The 16,615-nt window shown below is 58.7% G+C and carries 16 protein-coding genes; 7 read left to right on the plus strand and 9 right to left on the minus strand.

Annotated features, from left to right (window positions below):
• Position 1: 1 nt before the first annotated feature.
• The gene (locus AB5I78_RS04035) at positions 2 to 886 is read right to left on the minus strand and encodes a LysR family transcriptional regulator (RefSeq protein WP_369302524.1); all 885 of its coding nucleotides are present in this window, start codon (positions 884 to 886) and stop codon (positions 2 to 4) included.
• Positions 887 to 1,007: 121 nt separating this feature from the next.
• Here AB5I78_RS04035 and AB5I78_RS04040 point away from each other — a divergent pair, with 121 nt between their 5' ends.
• Positions 1,008 to 2,351 (plus strand): MFS transporter, encoded by a 1,344-nt coding sequence (locus AB5I78_RS04040; RefSeq protein ID WP_370004718.1) that lies wholly within the window; start codon positions 1,008 to 1,010, stop codon positions 2,349 to 2,351.
• A 113-nt stretch (positions 2,352 to 2,464) separates the two neighbouring features.
• Here the strand turns inward: AB5I78_RS04040 and AB5I78_RS04045 are convergent, their stop codons facing one another.
• Entirely contained in the window at positions 2,465 to 3,274 is an 810-nt protein-coding gene (locus AB5I78_RS04045; RefSeq protein ID WP_106578527.1) for an AraC family transcriptional regulator, read from the minus strand.
• A 195-nt stretch (positions 3,275 to 3,469) separates the two neighbouring features.
• On the opposite strand from AB5I78_RS04045, the gene AB5I78_RS04050 reads away from it, so the two are divergent.
• The 4 genes from AB5I78_RS04050 to ddlA are packed head-to-tail and all read left to right on the plus strand — an operon-like array spanning position 3,470 to position 6,067.
• Positions 3,470 to 4,030: a DUF2975 domain-containing protein gene (locus AB5I78_RS04050; RefSeq protein ID WP_145165513.1), complete on the plus strand. Its 561-nt coding sequence runs from the start codon at positions 3,470 to 3,472 to the stop codon at positions 4,028 to 4,030.
• Between the two features lie 7 nt (positions 4,031 to 4,037).
• Positions 4,038 to 4,256: a helix-turn-helix transcriptional regulator gene (locus tag AB5I78_RS04055; RefSeq protein ID WP_145165515.1), complete on the plus strand. Its 219-nt coding sequence runs from the start codon at positions 4,038 to 4,040 to the stop codon at positions 4,254 to 4,256.
• A gap of 33 nt (positions 4,257 to 4,289) precedes the next feature.
• Positions 4,290 to 4,928: a LysE family transporter gene (locus AB5I78_RS04060; RefSeq protein ID WP_242194952.1), complete on the plus strand. Its 639-nt coding sequence runs from the start codon at positions 4,290 to 4,292 to the stop codon at positions 4,926 to 4,928.
• Positions 4,929 to 4,972: 44 nt separating this feature from the next.
• Positions 4,973 to 6,067, plus strand: coding sequence for a D-alanine--D-alanine ligase (ddlA, locus tag AB5I78_RS04065; RefSeq protein ID WP_369302527.1), 1,095 nt, complete (start codon positions 4,973 to 4,975; stop codon positions 6,065 to 6,067).
• A 169-nt stretch (positions 6,068 to 6,236) separates the two neighbouring features.
• On the opposite strand, the gene pgeF is transcribed toward ddlA, so the two are convergent.
• The 5 genes from pgeF to AB5I78_RS04090 form a co-directional block, all read right to left on the minus strand.
• Positions 6,237 to 6,959, minus strand: a complete 723-nt coding sequence (pgeF, locus tag AB5I78_RS04070) for a peptidoglycan editing factor PgeF (RefSeq protein ID WP_369302528.1) — start codon at positions 6,957 to 6,959, stop codon at positions 6,237 to 6,239.
• Positions 6,960 to 6,982: 23 nt separating this feature from the next.
• Positions 6,983 to 8,812, minus strand: coding sequence for a gamma-glutamyltransferase (gene ggt, locus AB5I78_RS04075; RefSeq protein WP_369302529.1), 1,830 nt, complete (start codon positions 8,810 to 8,812; stop codon positions 6,983 to 6,985).
• A gap of 36 nt (positions 8,813 to 8,848) precedes the next feature.
• Entirely contained in the window at positions 8,849 to 9,628 is a 780-nt protein-coding gene (locus tag AB5I78_RS04080) for a PhzF family phenazine biosynthesis protein (RefSeq protein WP_145165525.1), read from the minus strand.
• Between the two features lie 95 nt (positions 9,629 to 9,723).
• Positions 9,724 to 10,557, minus strand: a complete 834-nt coding sequence (locus tag AB5I78_RS04085; RefSeq protein ID WP_369302530.1) for an EamA family transporter — start codon at positions 10,555 to 10,557, stop codon at positions 9,724 to 9,726.
• On the minus strand, positions 10,557 to 11,120 hold the full coding sequence (locus AB5I78_RS04090; RefSeq protein WP_369302531.1) for a GNAT family N-acetyltransferase: 564 nt from the start codon (positions 11,118 to 11,120) through the stop codon (positions 10,557 to 10,559). Before AB5I78_RS04090 ends, AB5I78_RS04085 begins: the two co-directional genes overlap by 1 nt.
• A 392-nt stretch (positions 11,121 to 11,512) precedes the next feature.
• On the opposite strand from AB5I78_RS04090, the gene AB5I78_RS04095 reads away from it, so the two are divergent.
• Both AB5I78_RS04095 and AB5I78_RS04100 read left to right on the plus strand, forming a co-directional pair.
• On the plus strand, positions 11,513 to 12,625 hold the full coding sequence (locus AB5I78_RS04095) for an SH3 domain-containing protein (RefSeq protein ID WP_369302532.1): 1,113 nt from the start codon (positions 11,513 to 11,515) through the stop codon (positions 12,623 to 12,625).
• Positions 12,626 to 13,122: 497 nt separating this feature from the next.
• Entirely contained in the window at positions 13,123 to 13,416 is a 294-nt protein-coding gene (locus tag AB5I78_RS04100) for a tetratricopeptide repeat protein (RefSeq protein WP_369302533.1), read from the plus strand.
• Positions 13,417 to 13,622: 206 nt separating this feature from the next.
• On the opposite strand, the gene fabI is transcribed toward AB5I78_RS04100, so the two are convergent.
• On the minus strand, positions 13,623 to 14,417 hold the full coding sequence (fabI, locus tag AB5I78_RS04105; protein WP_369302534.1) for an enoyl-ACP reductase FabI: 795 nt from the start codon (positions 14,415 to 14,417) through the stop codon (positions 13,623 to 13,625).
• Between the two features lie 586 nt (positions 14,418 to 15,003).
• Positions 15,004 to 16,359, minus strand: a complete 1,356-nt coding sequence (locus AB5I78_RS04110; RefSeq protein ID WP_369302535.1) for a PBS lyase — start codon at positions 16,357 to 16,359, stop codon at positions 15,004 to 15,006.
• Positions 16,360 to 16,615 lie beyond the last annotated feature (256 nt).

Raw genomic sequence — 16,615 nt, forward strand, 5'->3', positions numbered from 1 at the left:
CTTACCAGCGGGCGTTTGCCAGTGCATCGGCAAACGCCATCAGCTTGGGCGAATACTGCCGGGACGGCGGATAGACCAGTGAGATCGCGCGACTGCGCCCGGCAACGTCTTCCAGCAACGGCACCAGGCGCCCGGCGGCCACGTCGTCGCGCACCGCAAAATCCATCACCTGGGCGATGCCGAAACCACCCACCGCGCCGTCTACCAGCGCATCGCCAATGTCGAAAATAAGCCGCCCTTCGACGCTCACGTCCTGCACTTTGCCCTCCTTCATGAATTGCCAATCGACCATGCGCCCGCTGCGCAAGTTACGCACAGTGAGGCAGCTGTGGTCCTTGAGTTCGTCCACCGTTTGCGGCGTGCCCCAACGCGCCAGATAAGCGGGCGAGGCCACCGTGACCCAGCGCAACGGCGGCAGGGCACGGGCGATCAGGCGTTGATCCTGGATTTCGCCCGTGCGCAGCAATGCGTCGAAACCTTCGTCGACGATATCCACCAGGCGGTCAGTCATCACCGCTTCGATGCGCAATTGGGGATAGCGCAATGTCAGTTCGCCGATCACCGGCATCACCACCTTGCGACCGAACAACGACGGTGTGCTGATTTTCAACAGGCCGGACGGGCTGCTGCGCCGGTCGAGCATCAGCTTTTCGGTTTCAGCCAGTTCTGCCAGTAACGGCGCGCTGCGCTCGTACAGCATCTGACCGTCGGGCGTGAGGCTCACGCTGCGCGTGTTGCGTTGCAGCAGGCGCACGCCCAGCTGGCTTTCCAGGCGCGAGATTGCGCGGGACAGCCCGGACTGCGTCAGCCCCAATTCACCGGCCGCGCGGGTAAAACTGCGCGTTTCGGCCACGCGGACCAAGAGTCGAACGGCGTTAAGATCCATGATTAAAGTCATTACTGAAAGAGTGATAGCGCTATTTATCATCTGTCAGGCATGAAAGAAACTGGCACCTCTTATTTTCGGACTGGACGCTGTGATGTCTTCCTCTCGACCCTCTGGCTGGATGCTTCTATTGCTGGCCACCGCACAACTGATCATCGCCCTGGATGCCACCATTGTGTTTGTCGCGCTGCCGCAGATTGGCGCGCACCTGGATTTTTCCGCGCAGCAATTGCAATGGGTGGTGAGCGCCTACAGCGTGGCGTTTGGTGGCTTTCTGTTACTGGGCGGCAGGGCGACGGACTTGCTTGGCAAGCGCCGTTTTTACCGGCTGGGCCAGTCGCTGTATGCGCTGGCTTCCCTGGCGGCGGTGCTCGGCGGCAGCGCGGTGTTGCTGGTGCTGGCGCGGGCGATACAAGGCGTGGGCGGGGCGTTGTTGTTCCCGGCCACGTTAGCGTTGATCAACACACACTATGCCGAAGGGCCTGCACGCAATCGAGCATTTGCGGTGTGGAGCGCAGCCTCGGCAGCGGGGTTGGCACTTGGCGCATTATTGGGCGGCGTGCTGACTCAGGTGTGGGGGTGGGAGGCGGTGTTTTTGGTGAATGTGCCGTTGGCGGGCGGCTGCGCGTGGGCGGCGCGTTACTGGATTCCAGCCGATGGCGAGCGTGTGCGTGGGCGCAAATTCGACATCGGCGGCGCTTTGACTGTGACCGTCGGCGGCACGCTGCTGGTGTTCGCGCTGGTGCAAGGCCCCGAGTGGGGCTGGTCGGCGCCGCAGACACTGGGCTGCATCGCCTCGGCGCTGGCGCTGCTTGGGGTGTTCGCCTGGATCGAGCATCGCGGCAGCGATCCACTGATGCCGCTGCGCTTGTTCGCCTACCGCGAACTGCGCATGGCGATGGTGCTCACGGCGGTGTTCATGAGCAGCTTTGGCGTGCAGTACTACTTCCTGGCGCTGTATTACCAGCAGGTCTATGGCTACAGCGTATTACAAGCCGGCTTGGCGTTTTTACCGGCGACCCTGGTGTGCACGTTTGGCATCTGGTTGGCAGAGCGTTCGCTGGCCAGGCTGGGGTTGCGCAACACCTTGGTTAGCGGGCAACTGGCGGGCGCGCTGGGCATTGCACTGGTGTGTTGGGCATTGCCGACGGGCGTGGGGTTTTGGTCGCTGTTGCCGGGAATCTTCATTTTGAGCATCGGACAGGGCATGACCTGGACAGCGATGTGGGTGGCGGCGGGGCTGGGTATTCGGCCTGGGGAGCAGGGCGTGGCGGCGGGGATGGCGTCTACCAGCCAGCAGATCGGTGGCGCGTTGGGCCTGGCGGTGCTGGTGTCGGTGGCGAATGCGGGCGGGATCGAGCTGGCGCTGTGGTGGAGCGCGGCAATTGCCTTGGTGGGCGCGGTGGTGGCGCTGCGGCTCAAAACGCAAGCGCCCGAGCCGAATGCGATAGTGGAAACAACATAGAACCAATGTGGGAGCGGGCTTGCTCGCGAAGGCGGTGGATCAGTCACTCATAAGTCGACTGACACTGCGCTTTCGCGAGCAAGCCCGCTCCCACATTTTGATTGCGTTTCACATCAGCGCCCGAGCATCTTCACCCAGCGCGATGGCGGCATGCCGTAGGTGCTGCGAAATTGCCGGGTCATATGGCTCTGGTCGGTGAAACCGGCGGTCAGCGCCGCGTCCACCAGCGATTGGCCCTGGGCCAGCAAGCCGCGCACCAGGTCCAACCGTCGCATGGTCAGGTACCGATAGGGACTGGTGCCGAACAACAAGCGAAAATCCCGCGACAGCGCCCACCGATCACGACCGCAATGGTCGGCCATTTCATCCAGGGTAATGCTGCGGCCCAAGGCGCTGTGGATAAATTCCCGCGCGCGCTCGGCGGCGACGTAATCGAAGGATTTACGGCTGATGATCACCCCCGAGGCAGCGCTCAGTGCTTGCGCCAGGTCGTACAGCGCGTCCTGTTCCTGCATCGGGTCAATCGGGCAGTCCAGGCTTTGCAGCAACACTTCGCTGGCGCGGAACAGCCGCGGGTCAGTCGACAGGCCGTTGTGGATAAACGGCAACGGCCGGCCGCCGAGAATCTGCTGGATCAGCGCCGGCTCCACATAAATCATGCGGTACTTGAAGCCTTCCACACTGCTGGCGCGGCCGTCATGGGATTCGTCAGGGTGAATCACCATGGTCGTACCCGGCAGGCTGTGCGTCATGCAGCCACGGTAGTGGTAGCTCTGCACGCCAAACAAGGTGCGCCCGATGGCGTAGGTGTCATGGCGATGCGGGTCGAATGCAAAGCCGGCGAAATACGCTTCGATGCGGTCCAGCCCGCTGGCGTGCGGGGCGCGGTGCAACCAATCGAGGGTGGAAGTGGGTTGGCCCATGGTGACTTGTCACAAATAGAGGTGGGAAACACGTTAACCCAGTCTGGCATGTCGTGTCTGTCGAGGTCTTGAACGATTGTGCGTGCTCGGACGAAGGCTTTCAGTAGCGTAAATGTTGAATTAGGTTAATAAATGATTGTTTTACGATAATTAATCTATTATTTTTGCGGCCTCACTTACTGATCGAGGTTACTTATGAATACCCAACGTCTGGCTCAGCTCAGCCAGCGCATGTCGCTGCTTACGCTCCTGCTGATGGTCGTCATGCTGGTGCTCAACACCGGCGTCTGGCTGTTTCCGGTGCTGGGTTCTTCCGCCGATGGCCTGGGCCTGAGCTTTTCCTTGAGTAACCGGATCCAGGACAGCGGCGTGCAAATTGCGCTGCTCCCTTGGTGGCAAAAACTCGGCGGGATCATTTTTTCCAGCATCCCGCTGGTGGCCTTGGTGTCGGGCTTGAACCATCTGCGTCAGCTGTTTCGCAACTACGCGCGGGGCGAGTATTTCTCCAGCGCGGCGGCGCAGCATCTGGGCAAAGTCGGCCGAGCTGTTGCATTGTGGGTACTGCTGGACTTTTTATGCGAGCCGTTGCTCGGCCTCTGGGTCTCGATGAACCAGCCGCTGGGCCAGCGATTTTTCACCTTGAGTCTGACCCCGCCGAGCTTCGTCGCGTTGTTTCTCGCTGCGTGCATTGCGGTAATCGCGCGTATCCTGTGGCAGGCCAGCGAAGTGGACTCTGAAAACCGCACTTTTGTTTGAGATCGAAATGCCCATTGTGATTGAACTGGACGTTATGCTTGCCCGGCGCAAGGTCAAATCCAAAGACCTGGCAGCCGCCATCGGGATTACCGAACAGAACCTGTCGTTGCTCAAGCAAGGCAAGGTCAAGGGCATACGGCTGGGTACGCTGGATGCGATCTGTACCTACCTGGACTGCCAGCCTGGCGACCTGTTGGTGCACACCCCTGAACCTGCGGGCGAATAGGTTTAACCACTTAAGAACAAGAGGGATCGTCCAATGCTGTTCTCCGACTTGCCGTACGTTGCGCCGCTGCTGTCGCTGGGGCTGCTTTGGACCGTCGCGGTGGTGACGCCGGGCCCGAACTTCTTCAATACCGCCCAACTGGCGGCAAGCTGTTCGCGTCGGCATGGCGTGGTGGCGTCTGCCGGAGTAGCCACGGGCACGGTGATCTGGGGGCTGGCGGGCGGTTTGGGCATCAAGTCGCTGTTCACTGCGGCGCCCATGCTCTATCTGGCATTCAAGATCATCGGTGGCTGCTACCTGATCTACCTGGGGCTGAAACTGTTCAAGCGTTCGGCGCCAACCGCGAGCCAGACCGTGTTGCCCGACGAACCCAAGCGCTCGCTGTTCTCCGCCTGGCGCTTCGGTCTGCTGGGCAACTTGTCCAACCCCAAGGCCGCGCTGTTCGTCGCCACGGCCTTCGCGTCGACCATGCCGCCTTCACCGTCGCCGACATTGCTGGCCCTGGCGGTGATTACCATGGCCACCTTGTCGTTCAGTTGGTACACGAGTGTGGCCCTGGTGTTTTCCAGTGAGCGCATGGCCAACCTCTACAGCCGTTCACGCAAGTGGCTCGATCGGTTTGCCGGTGGGTGCTACCTGTTGTTCGGCGCACATCTGGTAGCGAATCGCTGACCGCTCATGGTAAGAAGCCTTACTTTCAACAGTGAGGCCGAGTCATGAGCAAGGTGCGGGTAGGTATTATTTTTGGTGGCCGTTCGGCCGAGCACGAGGTCTCGCTGCAGTCGGCGCGCAACATCGTCGATGCACTGGACCGCTCGCGCTTCGAGCCGGTTCTGATCGGCATCGACAAGGCCGGCCACTGGCACCTGAACGAAACCTCGAACTTCCTGATCAACCAGGAAAACCCGGCCCTGATCGCCCTCAACCAGTCCAACCGCGAACTGGCGGTGGTGCCGGGCAAGGCCAGCCAGCAAGTGGTGGAAACCTCCGGGCAGAGCCTGCTGGAACACATCGATGTGATCTTCCCTATCGTCCATGGCACCCTTGGCGAAGACGGCTGCCTGCAAGGCCTGCTGCGCATGGCGGACCTGCCTTTCGTAGGCTCCGACGTGCTCGGCTCGGCGGTGTGCATGGACAAGGACATCAGCAAACGCCTGCTGCGCGATGCCGGTATTGCCGTTACCCCGTTCATCACCCTGACGCGTCGCAACGCGGCGCGCAGCGGTTTTGATACAGCAGTGAACAAGCTTGGCTTGCCGATGTTCGTCAAACCCGCCAACCAGGGTTCTTCGGTGGGTGTGAGTAAAGTCAGCAACGAGGCCGAGTACCATGCCGCGGTCGAACTGGCCTTGGGCTTTGATGAAAAAGTGCTGGTGGAGTCCGCTGTCCAGGGGCGTGAAATTGAATGCGCCGTGTTGGGCAACGATGACCCTGTCGCCAGCGGCTGCGGCGAGATCGTGGTGGGCAGCGGTTTCTATTCCTACGACAGCAAATACATCGACGCCCAGGCCGCTCAAGTGGTGGTGCCGGCTGATATCAGCCTTGAGGCCAGTGAGCGTATTCGCCAACTCGCCATTGAAGCGTTTGAGGTTTTGGGCTGCGCCGGGTTGGCGCGAGTCGACGTGTTCCTCACCGACGACGGCGAAGTGCTGATCAACGAAATCAACTCACTGCCCGGCTTCACCCGCATCAGCATGTACCCCAAGCTGTGGCAGGCGGCGGGCATGAGTTACAGCGAATTGGTAAGCCGCTTGATTGAGCTGGCGCTGGAGCGACATGCGGGGCGCAAGGGGCTGAAGATCAGCCGCTGATTGTTGTGGGGAGCTATCTTTTGTGGCGAGCGGGCTTGCCCCGCGTTGGGCTGCGAAGCAGCCCCGTCAGGCTCACCGCATTGTGTCAGACAGAAATGAGTTGGGTGGTTTTGGGGCTGCTGCGCAGCCCAACGCGGGGCAAGCCCGCTCGCCACGACAAGCTTGCTCCTCAGGTTTTGCGGGCGATCCACGAATAGATCAGCGTCTTTGGCTCTTCAGGGTGGTGGGTTCTTCTGCGGTAGCTGGCGAAGGTCGGTGATGTGCAATACGTGCACACCTCGCTGACGTCGATCTGCTCGCGCTTAAGGCCCGCCGCTTGCAACAGCATCACCCCGTAACCACTCAAGTCGAACCACGCACTTCCCGCTTGCCGCGCGTGGGGCGGTGCAATCTGCGGTGACAGCTGTGGCGTCGGTTGCTCGAAGTGCCATGGCGCCTGAGCGTCACGCCATACGTGCCCCTGGTCCGCCTGAAATTGCGCGATAAATTTGGCGCTCACTTCATAACAACACGGCTTGATCGACGGCCCGATAGCCACTCGCAACTGGTCAACGGCAATGCCCTCGGCAGCCAATTGTTTCACCGCATTGGCGATGATTCCCCCTTGCAGACCCTTCCAGCCGCCATGCACGGCGGCCACCCGTTCACCACTGTGTGCGGCGATCAGAATGGGCAGGCAGTCAGCGGTGATCACGGCGATTGGCTGAGGCGCGCGCGTGAACACGCCGTCTGCCTCAATGGTGTTGCTCACCTGCTGCGCCTGCCATTCAATCACCGAAGCACTGTGCACCTGCTTGCAGATGAACACCTCGTGCGGCCGCAATGGATCATTGATCGAACAAAAACCGTGGTCGACGCCGGGGATGGCGCCGAGATTGTTTGCCTGTTGCAAGGGGCTCTCTCCGCTCAATAAAGTCAGTCGCCGACCGCTTCGCCTTCGCGCCGAGGGTCGGCGCCGCCGCTCAGCGACGCTTTACCCTGGGCGTCTCGCGTGCGCACGATGGCCTGGATGCCGCTGGTCATATCAATCTCGCTCAGTGCATGGCCTTTGTCCCTCAGCGCCTGCTTCAACTCGGGGCTGAACATCCCAGCCTCAAGCTCGGTGGCGCCGTTACGGCTACCAAAGTTGGGCAAGCTGATGGCCGCTTGCGGGTCGAGGTTCCAGTCGAGCATCGCCACCAGGGATTTGCTCACGTACTCGATGATCTGCGAACCGCCTGGCGATCCGACGGTGGCCAGCAACTCGCCGCTCTTGCGGTCGAACACCAGTGTCGGCGCCATGGCCGAACGCGGGCGTTTGCCCGGCTCGACGCGGTTGGCCACCGGCTGGCCGTTTTCGGCGGGGATGAACGAGAAGTCAGTCATCTGGTTGTTCAGCAAAAAGCCCTGAACCATCACGTGCGAACCAAACGCCGCTTCCACTGTGGTGGTCATCGACACGGCGCCGCCCAGGTCATCTACCGCCACCACCTGCGAGGTCGAAATGCGCAACGGCGAGCGGTCCGGCGCGTACGCCACCTGGATGCCCGCAGGCGTGCCCGGCTTGGCGATGCCCATGCTGCGGTCGCCGATCAGTGTGGCGCGTTTGGCCAGGTAGTCCGGGGCGACCAGGCCTGCGGTCGGCACCGGCACGAAGTCGGCGTCGGCCACGTACAAACCACGGTCGGCGAAGGCCAGGCGACCGGCTTCGGCGAGCAGGTGCACGGCTTCAGGTGTGGGCTCAAGGCCGGCAGGCGATGTGCTTTTCACCGGCTTCATCGGGGCGATGGCCAAGCGCGGGTCGTGGGTTTCCAACGCCTGCAACGTACCGAGGATCTGCGCGACAGCAATCCCGCCCGATGACGGCGGTGGCATGCCGCACACCTTATAGCGCTTGTAGTCGGTGCACAGTGGCGTGCGCTCCTTGGCGGTGTAGCCCTTGAGGTCCGCCTGCGACAGGCTGCCCGCGTTGCGGTTGCCCTGGACCTTGCGCGCGATCTCATCGGCAATCGGCCCCTGGTACAACGCGTCCGGCCCTTCCTTGGCGATGCGCTTGAACACGCTGGCCAGCGCCGGGTTTTTCAACAGCGTGCCGGCAGCTTTAGGTGTGCCGTCGGCATTCAGAAAATACGCCGCCATCTCGGGCGATTGCGCGATGTAACGGTCGGCAGCGATCAGCGCGTGCAGGCGCGGGGAAATCGCGAAGCCTTGCTCGGACAGCCGAATCGCCGGTTCAAACAGCTTGGCCCATTGCAGGTGGCCGGTCTTTTTGTGTGCCATCTCCAGCGCGCGCAACACACCTGGCGTGCCAACCGAACGCCCACCAATCTGCGCCTCGGCAAAGGCCATCGGCGTGCCGTCCGCTTTAAGGAACAAGCGTTCGGTGGCGCCCGCGGGCGCCGTTTCTCGGCCGTCATATGCGTGCACGTTTTTGCCATCCCACAGCATGATGAACGCGCCGCCGCCGATGCCGGATGATTGCGGCTCCACCAGGGTCAACACCGCCTGCATCGCAATCGCGGCGTCAATGGCCGAGCCGCCCTGGCGCAGCATCTCGCGCCCGGCTTCGGCAGCCAGCGGGTTGGCGGCGGCGGCCATATGGCGCTCGGCGTGGCGGGTGGTGAGGTCGGTGCGATAACCCGAACCCAGCTCCGGCGCGGGCGGTTGTTCATTGACGGCGGTATGGCAGCCAGCCAGGGCGAGGGCGGCGGCAATCATTGACAGTTGACGGCGGGAAATCGAAAACACGCGCTGAACTCCGTTCATTTTGAGAATGATCTGTTGTCCTTGGGTTACGGCTTTTTACAGGTATATCGTGCCTTGCAGGTAAAGCACCGCGTGGCCGGAGATAATCACGCGGTCGTCCTTGAGCTCGCAACGCAGTTGCCCACGGCGCTTGCCGCCCTGTTCAGCAGTCAACTGCGACTTACCCAAACGCTCGGCCCAGAAGGGCGCCAGCGAGGTGTGTGCGGAACCGGTGACCGGGTCTTCATTGACGCCCACGTTGGGGCCGAACCAACGGGATACAAAATCAAACCGCGTGCTTTTGGCCGTCACCGCAATCCCGCGTTTGGGCAGGCCCTTGAGGCGCGCGAAGTCCGGCGTCAGGGCGGCGACTTGAGCTTCGTCGTCGACCAGCACGAGGTAGTCGTCGGTGGCAAACACCTGGGCATGCTCAATCCCCAATGCGCTCAACATGCCGCTTGGCGGCTCGCAGCGTTGGGGCTGTTTGGCCGGGAAATCCATCGCCAGTTCGTCGCCATTGCGCGTCACGCGAAGCTCGCCGCTGCGGGTGGCAAAACGCAATACGTCGGGTGCATCCGCCAATTGGTGAATCAACACCCAGGCTGCGGCCAGCGTGGCATGGCCACACAGGTCCACTTCGACCTCCGGGGTGAACCAGCGCAACTCGTAGAAATCGCCACGGGGTACGAAGTAGGCGGTTTCGGAGAGGTTGTTTTCAGCCGCGATGTTCTGCAGTTGTTCGTCGGGCAGCCACTCGGTGAGCGGACAGACTGCCGCCGGGTTGCCGCCAAAGGGGTGTTGGCTGAAAGCATCGACTTGATAGATATCCAGTTTCATCGAGGGCACTCCGAGTAGGGAGGCTGGACACTAACAGTGGGTCTTTAAGGCGTCAAAATACAGATACGGAGTTTTTTTGAGCGCATGCTTCTTGCTCATCCCAGGCGCAGCACCATCGCCCCGGCGGCAATCACACACGCGGCCACGATGCGCACGCGCGTCAGACGCTCTTTGAGCACCCAGGCCGAGATCACCACGCCAAACAGGATCGACGTTTCGCGCAGGGCCGAAACGGTCGCGATGGGGGCTGCGGTCATGGCCCACAGCGCCAGGCCATACGAGGCGATCGTGCCCACGCCGCCGACGACGCCCAAGCGCCAGTTACGCGCGAGGTAATCACAGAACAGCGTGCGCCGGGAAGCTAACGCCCACGTCGCCAGCGGGACGCCGGTCAGCAGGAAAATCCACAGCGTGTAGGCCACTGGCGCGCCGGATTTACGCACGCCCAGGCCATCGATAAGGGTGTAGCCGGCGATCACGCCGGCGTTGATCAGGGCCAGAATCAGGCCTTTTCTTTGCCCTGAAGAAGGCGCCAGGGCCATGCTCAAAATGCCCAGTGAGATCACCGCAATGCCAAGCCAGGCGGATGTCGACAGTGGCTCGGCCAACACAAACACGCTCACCGTCGCGACCAGCAGCGGCGCTGTGCCGCGCATGATCGGGTAGGTCTGGCTCATGTCGGCAATGCGGTAGGTCGAGGCCACCAGCACGAAATACAGCACTTGGAGAATCACCGACGCGCCGATGAACGGCCAGCTCTCTCTTGCCGGCAGCACCAGAAACGGGGTGGCGGCCAACGCGATCAACGAGGCGACGGAGGCGATCATGCAGGTGGTCAACAGCTTGTCGGCGCCGCCTTTGACCACGGCGTTCCAGGTGGCGTGGAGCGTGGCGCCCAAGAGGATGATAGCGAATACGCTGAGGCTCATCAGTTGCTCTGCGCATGGTTGATCAGCGACATCAGCACGTGGTCCGCCCACACGCCGTTAATCTTGAGATAAGCCCGCGCTTGACCCTCGCGCTCAAACCCCAGCCGTTCCAGCAGACGTGCACTGCGTGCATTTTCGGGGCGGTAGTTGGCCATGATTCGATGCAGTTTCATGGCATCGAACACATAGGCAATCGCAGCCTTCAGCGCTTCGTGCATCAGCCCCTGGCCCTGAGCCGATTCGTCCAGCGCGTAGCCCAGGTGGCAGGCTTGAAATGCACCGCGCACGATGTGGGTGAAATTGCACGCGCCGATGATCTGACCGTCGCGCCGTATCAGCAGGTGCAGCGCTTCGCCGCTGGCGGTTTTCTCGGCCATGGTTTCGAGGCGTTGGGTGATGGCATCGAGTGCAAAGAAGTCATCGTCGCGCGTGGGCTCCCAGGGTCGCAGGTAAGCGCGGTTTTGCAGCAGATAGGTGTGCAGGGCCTGAGCGTGAGACGGCTGGGCGGCTTGCAGTATCAGCCGTTCGGTGGCAATGCCGTGGGTGGGGAAGTGCGGGTTCACGAATCGCCTCCTTGTGGTTGGGGGCGAGTATGCCTGAGGGCTTTTATTCAGGCATAAAAAAACGGCCTACCTTTCGGTAAGCCGTTTTTAGTACTTGGTACACAGTCATTTGAACCTGATGTCTAATTAATTGATTATAAAGAGTTTTATTGTTTGTTTTTTTCTAGGCATACAGGCAGGCATACAAGCGTGCTGTTGCTGTGGTCGTTACTCTTGTGCACCTTGGATTTACTCCCAGTATTGCTTTGACATAAATTCACTAAATGTAGGAACTCTTCCTTTCGCTGACTGGGGACTGCGTTTTGACAATGGATGAAAAAGACGATCGTTCTGAAAGGTCTCGGCACGCGACCACACTAGACAGGGCAGACACGTTATCTGGAACCATGCCTGTGCTCGATTACCTGTCGGCATCAGAAAAAATGTTAGCGCCTATGCGCGAACTTCAGGAGAAGATTGATCGGATAATGGCTCCGTCCCGAAAGTATCAGGAGGCGATGGACGCAATGCTCTCGCCGTCGCGTAAGCTCCAGGCGGCGATGGAAGCCATGGACAAAATGCTAGCCCCCACGCGCAAGTATCAATCCACAATGGAGGCGATGGAAAAGTTGCTAGCTCCTTCGCGTAAGTTTCAGGCGACGATGGAGGCGATGGATAAGCTGCTTATCCCTACGCGTAAATACCAGATGGCGATGGATTCAATTGGTAAAGCGCTAGCCCCAACGCGTGAGTATCAGGCCGTGATGGAAGCGCTGGAGAAAAGATTAACAATTGCGCGGAGCCACGAAGTTTGGAATGGGGCACTGGGTGCAAGCCAAGCTCTGTCAAATACCTTTATGGCTTTGTCGTCCGTTGCGAATTTCAATCAAGCATCTCCGTCCTTAAAGTCAATATTGGCGGGATATGAGTCGCTTCAGTCGTCTCCGATTTTCAAGTTACTGGTATCGACAGAGCCTGAAAAAGTTGAGTCGTTGATTGGTACGATCGAGCGTACTCCTGTTGATCCTGAGCTGCGTATTACTGACGCTCACCCAAGTACCCAGGCCGTCGAGGACGAAATTGTCCAATCATTGCAGAGCGGCAACCGTGAGCAAACTCTCAGCCTGCCCGCGATTGCCTTCCTCATATTTTTCTTGAGCGCATTACACGCGTTCTATTCCGAAGTAGCAAAATGGAATGACTTCCGTGAGTCAGTTTGTGACATTGAGAGGCGCCTTCAGGGATTTGACTCACTCGCTCAGGCGCGAAAGCTGGTGCGTGTCGCGTTATGTGATGTGCCTACAGGTGTTAAGAAAAGTTACCGCCTGACGAAGTCCGAGGGTGTGAACATTCGCGTGGGGCCCGGAATCAAATCTGAGGTCATTATGACGCTTCCAAAATTTGCTGTTCTTGAAGTGATCGACTCGGAAGATCGAGATTGGCTACAGGTCACATACAAACACCAGGGGATAGAAATCGAAGGCTGGGTTTCAAGAAAGTTCGTCGGCCCGATCTCACGATCCTGATGCGCCCCGCCATAGAAGCGAGGGGCCTCTGGAAATTTACGCTCAACACGGGGCATGAAACCCGCGGGATCGTGGTAGCGGCAACCACACCAGCTTACTGAAATTTCAATGTTGAAATTGAAAAAGGATCTTGAAGAAAAAACGGCATCGTTACCGTATTGGTAACGGTACTCGCAGATGGCTGAAAGGGTAGGGTATATGCACTGGTGAACTGGAGTTCACCAGGTTCACCTGTTCACTAAGCTGGGTGCCCTTCCGCTAACACGATCCGGCGGGTTTCATGCCCCGTGCTGAGAGTAAATCTCCGGGGGCTCCGCGATGTTTTTCGTCATGGAAGCGACCGCGTTTTCTCGCTGGAGGAAAAGCCGTTGAGGGGCTAGGGGCGGACCTCGTCAAAAGCCATGTTACTGGTGTTACGCTTGTTACTGTTTATGTTAACTATTTGTTTTTAAATGATATTTTTTAGTTGCACGGCTTTGATCCGTTAGGCGGTAGACGTGCTACCCGCCTCGTGGTATCGCAAGGCTGCTGAGCAAGGTAACGCAAGGTGCCAGTTCAACCTGGGGCTGCTGTATGTGAAAGGTGGAGGTGTCGAAAAGGATTATTCCGCCGCTGCTAAATGGTTTCGTCTGTCTGCTGAGCAGGGCCAGGATGGAGGACAGGCAAGTTTGGGAAATCTTTACTTCATGGGTGAAGGAGTACGTAAAGATCGAGCCCAAGCCCTTTTCTGGTGGAAAAAGGCAGCGGATCAGGGGAACAAGGAGGCTCAGGCTAGCCTTGAAAGGTTTTGATGGGTAAGTGATGCGCCAGGCGACTCCGTGACGGAGAACCCGGTGGCAGATGGTAACCAATCGGGGTGATTGCTTTTGGTGGTTACTGGAGTGGTTACAACCTTGGTACCCGACCAGGAACAGCCTTATCGGTGGATACCAAGGTGTATACCATCAGCTAAACCACTTTTCTGGAATAGGCAGCGTCTGGGCACATCCAGCGGATGTTAATCGTCTAGGTTGCCCATAGCCGTCGTATTGAAGCCTCCGTCGACGTACATGATTTCCCCGCTTATTCCCGATGCCAAATCGGAGCAAAGGAAGGCGCCAGCGTTGCCGACTTCCTCGATTGTCACATTGCGACGTAGCGGAGTTTGTGCCTCGTTGGCTGCCAGCATCTTGCGGAAGTTCTTGATGCCGGAAGCGGCGAGGGTGCGAATTGGGCCTGCCGATACCGCATTCACTCGGGTGCCTTCTGGGCCAAGGCTGCCAGCCAGGTAACGCACACCAGCTTCCAGGCTAGCCTTGGCCATACCCATGACGTTGTAGTTCGGCATCGTACGCTCGGCGCCTAGATATGAGAGGGTCAGCAGGCTACCGTTACGACCTTTCATCATGGGGCGACCAGCTTTTGCCAAGGCGACGAAACTGTAGGCGCTGATGTCGTGGGCAATGCGGAAACCGTCACGGGTGGTGGCTTCAGTGAAGTCGCCGTCCAATTGGTCGCCTGGCGCGAAGCCCACAGAATGAACGATGCAATCTAGCGCGTCCCATTGCTGCCCCAGTTTTTCGAACACCAGACTGATGTCCTCATCGCTGGCCACGTCGCAGGGGAAGCACAGAGCTGGGCTGGAGCCCCATTCGGCCGCGAATTCTTCCACGCGTCCTCTGAGCTTTTCGTTTTGGTAGGTAAAGGCCAGTTCTGCGCCTTCGCGATGCATTGCCGCAGCAATACCCGAGGCTATCGATAGCTTACTGGCGACACCGACGATCAGAACGCGCTTACCTGTGAGAAATCCCATGTGCTGCTCCTTGATATCTGACAATCCATAACCGAGTCACGCGCCTCCTGAAAGGTCATTAACAGCGGCATATTTTCGAAAACGTGAAATCAGACCTATGTTTGCCTGTTAATTTCAGAAGGAGGAAAACCTGCTTCAACTTTGCTAAATCGACCTTCTGATGGGCCGAACACTCATGAGTGGCAATGCCTCAACGGTGATGTGACGCGGTAAATTCTCGCCAAGGTACACGCGCACGTCCTCAAACACTCTGAGGGGAGAGATTTGTTGGTAGTTCTTGTAGCCGATATCTACTGTTTGGTCAGCGCCGGCGACCTGTAAAAACCTGTCATCAAGCGCGCACCAGAACCTGACAAAACCTGACATTGGATCGAGTGCGAGGCCAGGCGCGATGTTGAAAAATGATGACATCAGGCCGGCCTGGAGCCGATGGCAACGCTCGCGTCCTGTTAGCAAAAGTTAGTCCCGTGAGGGGGGCGGAAATTTGGCGACTCTGTGACGGAGATCCCTTTGATGGTTGGTAACCAGGCGGCTATCGGAAGCATTGAGTCATGAATTGAACGGTGATACACCCTTTACACTCCATTCATCTAGCAATGCGGGCAACAATATCGCTGCGGATGAGGCCTTCCGCGGCCAAGCCCTGGAGCTTTTTCACCAACACTCCTCGCTCAATTCTCGACGTTACCGGGTCGACAATTTGATATTGACGATCGCACCACAGCTCAACTTGACGAAGCCAGAAGGCCTTCACAACGGGTTCTGTGTCCAGCCGCTCCAACAGATATGCCACCTGTTGCCATCCCGGCTTTAATTGAAGTATCGCTTGGCGGCGGGCTGTCGACAGTTCATGCCAGTCCAGATCTAACTTTTTGTCTAATCCCGCGCGCACGGAGTTCCATGGTTGTTTGTCTAGCGCCGTCACCGCAGCGCGAAACACTTTGTCCGACGGATCATCAAGCGCCTCAAACAGTTCGGGCAATTGGTCATCCCCGAGCAGGCGCACAGCCGCATGGCGTACGGTGGAATAACTAGAACGTAGCGCTTCTGTCAGCCATCGCTCATCGAGTTCGGCGTTAAGCTCTGCTGCCAGGCCAAGAACACCGAGCCAATCACGTTTCCCTTTGGGCACATCTTGGTTCACCCGTTCTGATAGCACCGCTAGTGTGTCGACGTTATTACGTGGTGCCTCAAAGCGTGCCAGGCTACGGATCGAGGGCGATGCATCCAGCAAGGCCTGGCGTAAAAGCTGCCTTGGATTGTCGAGCAATGGGAGCAGCGCTCGTAGTACGCAGACCCGCACTTTGGCTCCCGACTGTGACAGCGCTTCAAGCAGCAATGGCGAAGCTTGCGCAACTGGCAGCTCTTGGCATGCAGACACGGCTGCTAGCCTTACGGTCAGCTCACGATGAGCCAGGGCGCTACGGAGAAGGGTTTCTGGGGCGGTATTTTTTTCCAGCAAAAGCGCAAACAGATAGCGCGCAGCTTTTCCTTGCCGAGTAAGGAAATTTGCGTAGACCTCATCTTGGATTTCGGGCGACTGGAGTACATCGCATACGGATATTAACGTGGGGCCATGATCGGCTCTCTGCCGCGCAGCCAGCGCCATAAGAGGCTCCAGCGCAAATAACAACGCTTGAGTCTGCGAGGTCGACAGATAGTGATTCATGCCTACTAACGCCAAATCGCGAATCTGTGGAACCCAATCATTCAGCCGATTTATCAAAGCCACTAACGCTTCTGGGGAAGGGTGGCTGCACAATTCCCTGACTGCGACTTCTCGAATGAAACCGTTGTAGTGGGTGCTGAGTTCTACCCAGGTCTCTTTACTCTTGGCATTTTTGAGTAGTTCTAAGGCTTCGTTGCGTCGATGCTCAGACCATGAGGAAGCAGGTACTTGTTTGTTCCTAAGTCTATCTAGCCACTTCTCTATGGAGGTCATGCTTCAACCCTTTCTATACGCTTGTGCGGGCGTTTTGATAAATGCTAACCATACGAGGTGGTTACTTTTGGTGGTTACCAGCGGCACGGCAAAGCGGCCAGCGAGACAGACAATTTGGTCTGAGTGAGACCATATCGTCTGTTTCGATCAGTCAGTTAAATGGAGCTTGGGCGTATATCCGTTCCATTCTGAGTACCCGAAATCCTGAATTTTTGGGTTCCTCCTGAGCTGATCTCGGCTGCCGTTGCCTTCGTCA

The sequence above is a fragment of the Pseudomonas sp. N2-3-1-14 genome, assembly GCF_041228395.1.
Classification (GTDB): domain Bacteria; phylum Pseudomonadota; class Gammaproteobacteria; order Pseudomonadales; family Pseudomonadaceae; genus Aquipseudomonas.

Excerpts from the sequence above, each read along its gene's own strand:
- AB5I78_RS04035 (WP_369302524.1), bottom strand. The coding sequence starts at position 886 with ATGGATCTTAACGCCGTTCGACTCTTGGTCCGCGTGGCCGAAACGCGC.
- AB5I78_RS04040 (WP_370004718.1), top strand. The coding sequence starts at position 1,008 with ATGCTTCTATTGCTGGCCACCGCACAACTGATCATCGCCCTGGATGCC.
- AB5I78_RS04045 (WP_106578527.1), bottom strand. The coding sequence starts at position 3,274 with ATGGGCCAACCCACTTCCACCCTCGATTGGTTGCACCGCGCCCCGCAC.
- AB5I78_RS04050 (WP_145165513.1), top strand. The coding sequence starts at position 3,470 with ATGAATACCCAACGTCTGGCTCAGCTCAGCCAGCGCATGTCGCTGCTT.
- AB5I78_RS04055 (WP_145165515.1), top strand. The coding sequence starts at position 4,038 with ATGCCCATTGTGATTGAACTGGACGTTATGCTTGCCCGGCGCAAGGTC.
- AB5I78_RS04060 (WP_242194952.1), top strand. The coding sequence starts at position 4,290 with ATGCTGTTCTCCGACTTGCCGTACGTTGCGCCGCTGCTGTCGCTGGGG.
- ddlA (WP_369302527.1), top strand. The coding sequence starts at position 4,973 with ATGAGCAAGGTGCGGGTAGGTATTATTTTTGGTGGCCGTTCGGCCGAG.
- ggt (WP_369302529.1), bottom strand. The coding sequence starts at position 8,812 with ATGAACGGAGTTCAGCGCGTGTTTTCGATTTCCCGCCGTCAACTGTCA.
- AB5I78_RS04080 (WP_145165525.1), bottom strand. The coding sequence starts at position 9,628 with ATGAAACTGGATATCTATCAAGTCGATGCTTTCAGCCAACACCCCTTT.
- AB5I78_RS04085 (WP_369302530.1), bottom strand. The coding sequence starts at position 10,557 with ATGAGCCTCAGCGTATTCGCTATCATCCTCTTGGGCGCCACGCTCCAC.
- fabI (WP_369302534.1), bottom strand. The coding sequence starts at position 14,417 with ATGGGATTTCTCACAGGTAAGCGCGTTCTGATCGTCGGTGTCGCCAGT.
- AB5I78_RS04110 (WP_369302535.1), bottom strand. The coding sequence starts at position 16,359 with ATGACCTCCATAGAGAAGTGGCTAGATAGACTTAGGAACAAACAAGTA.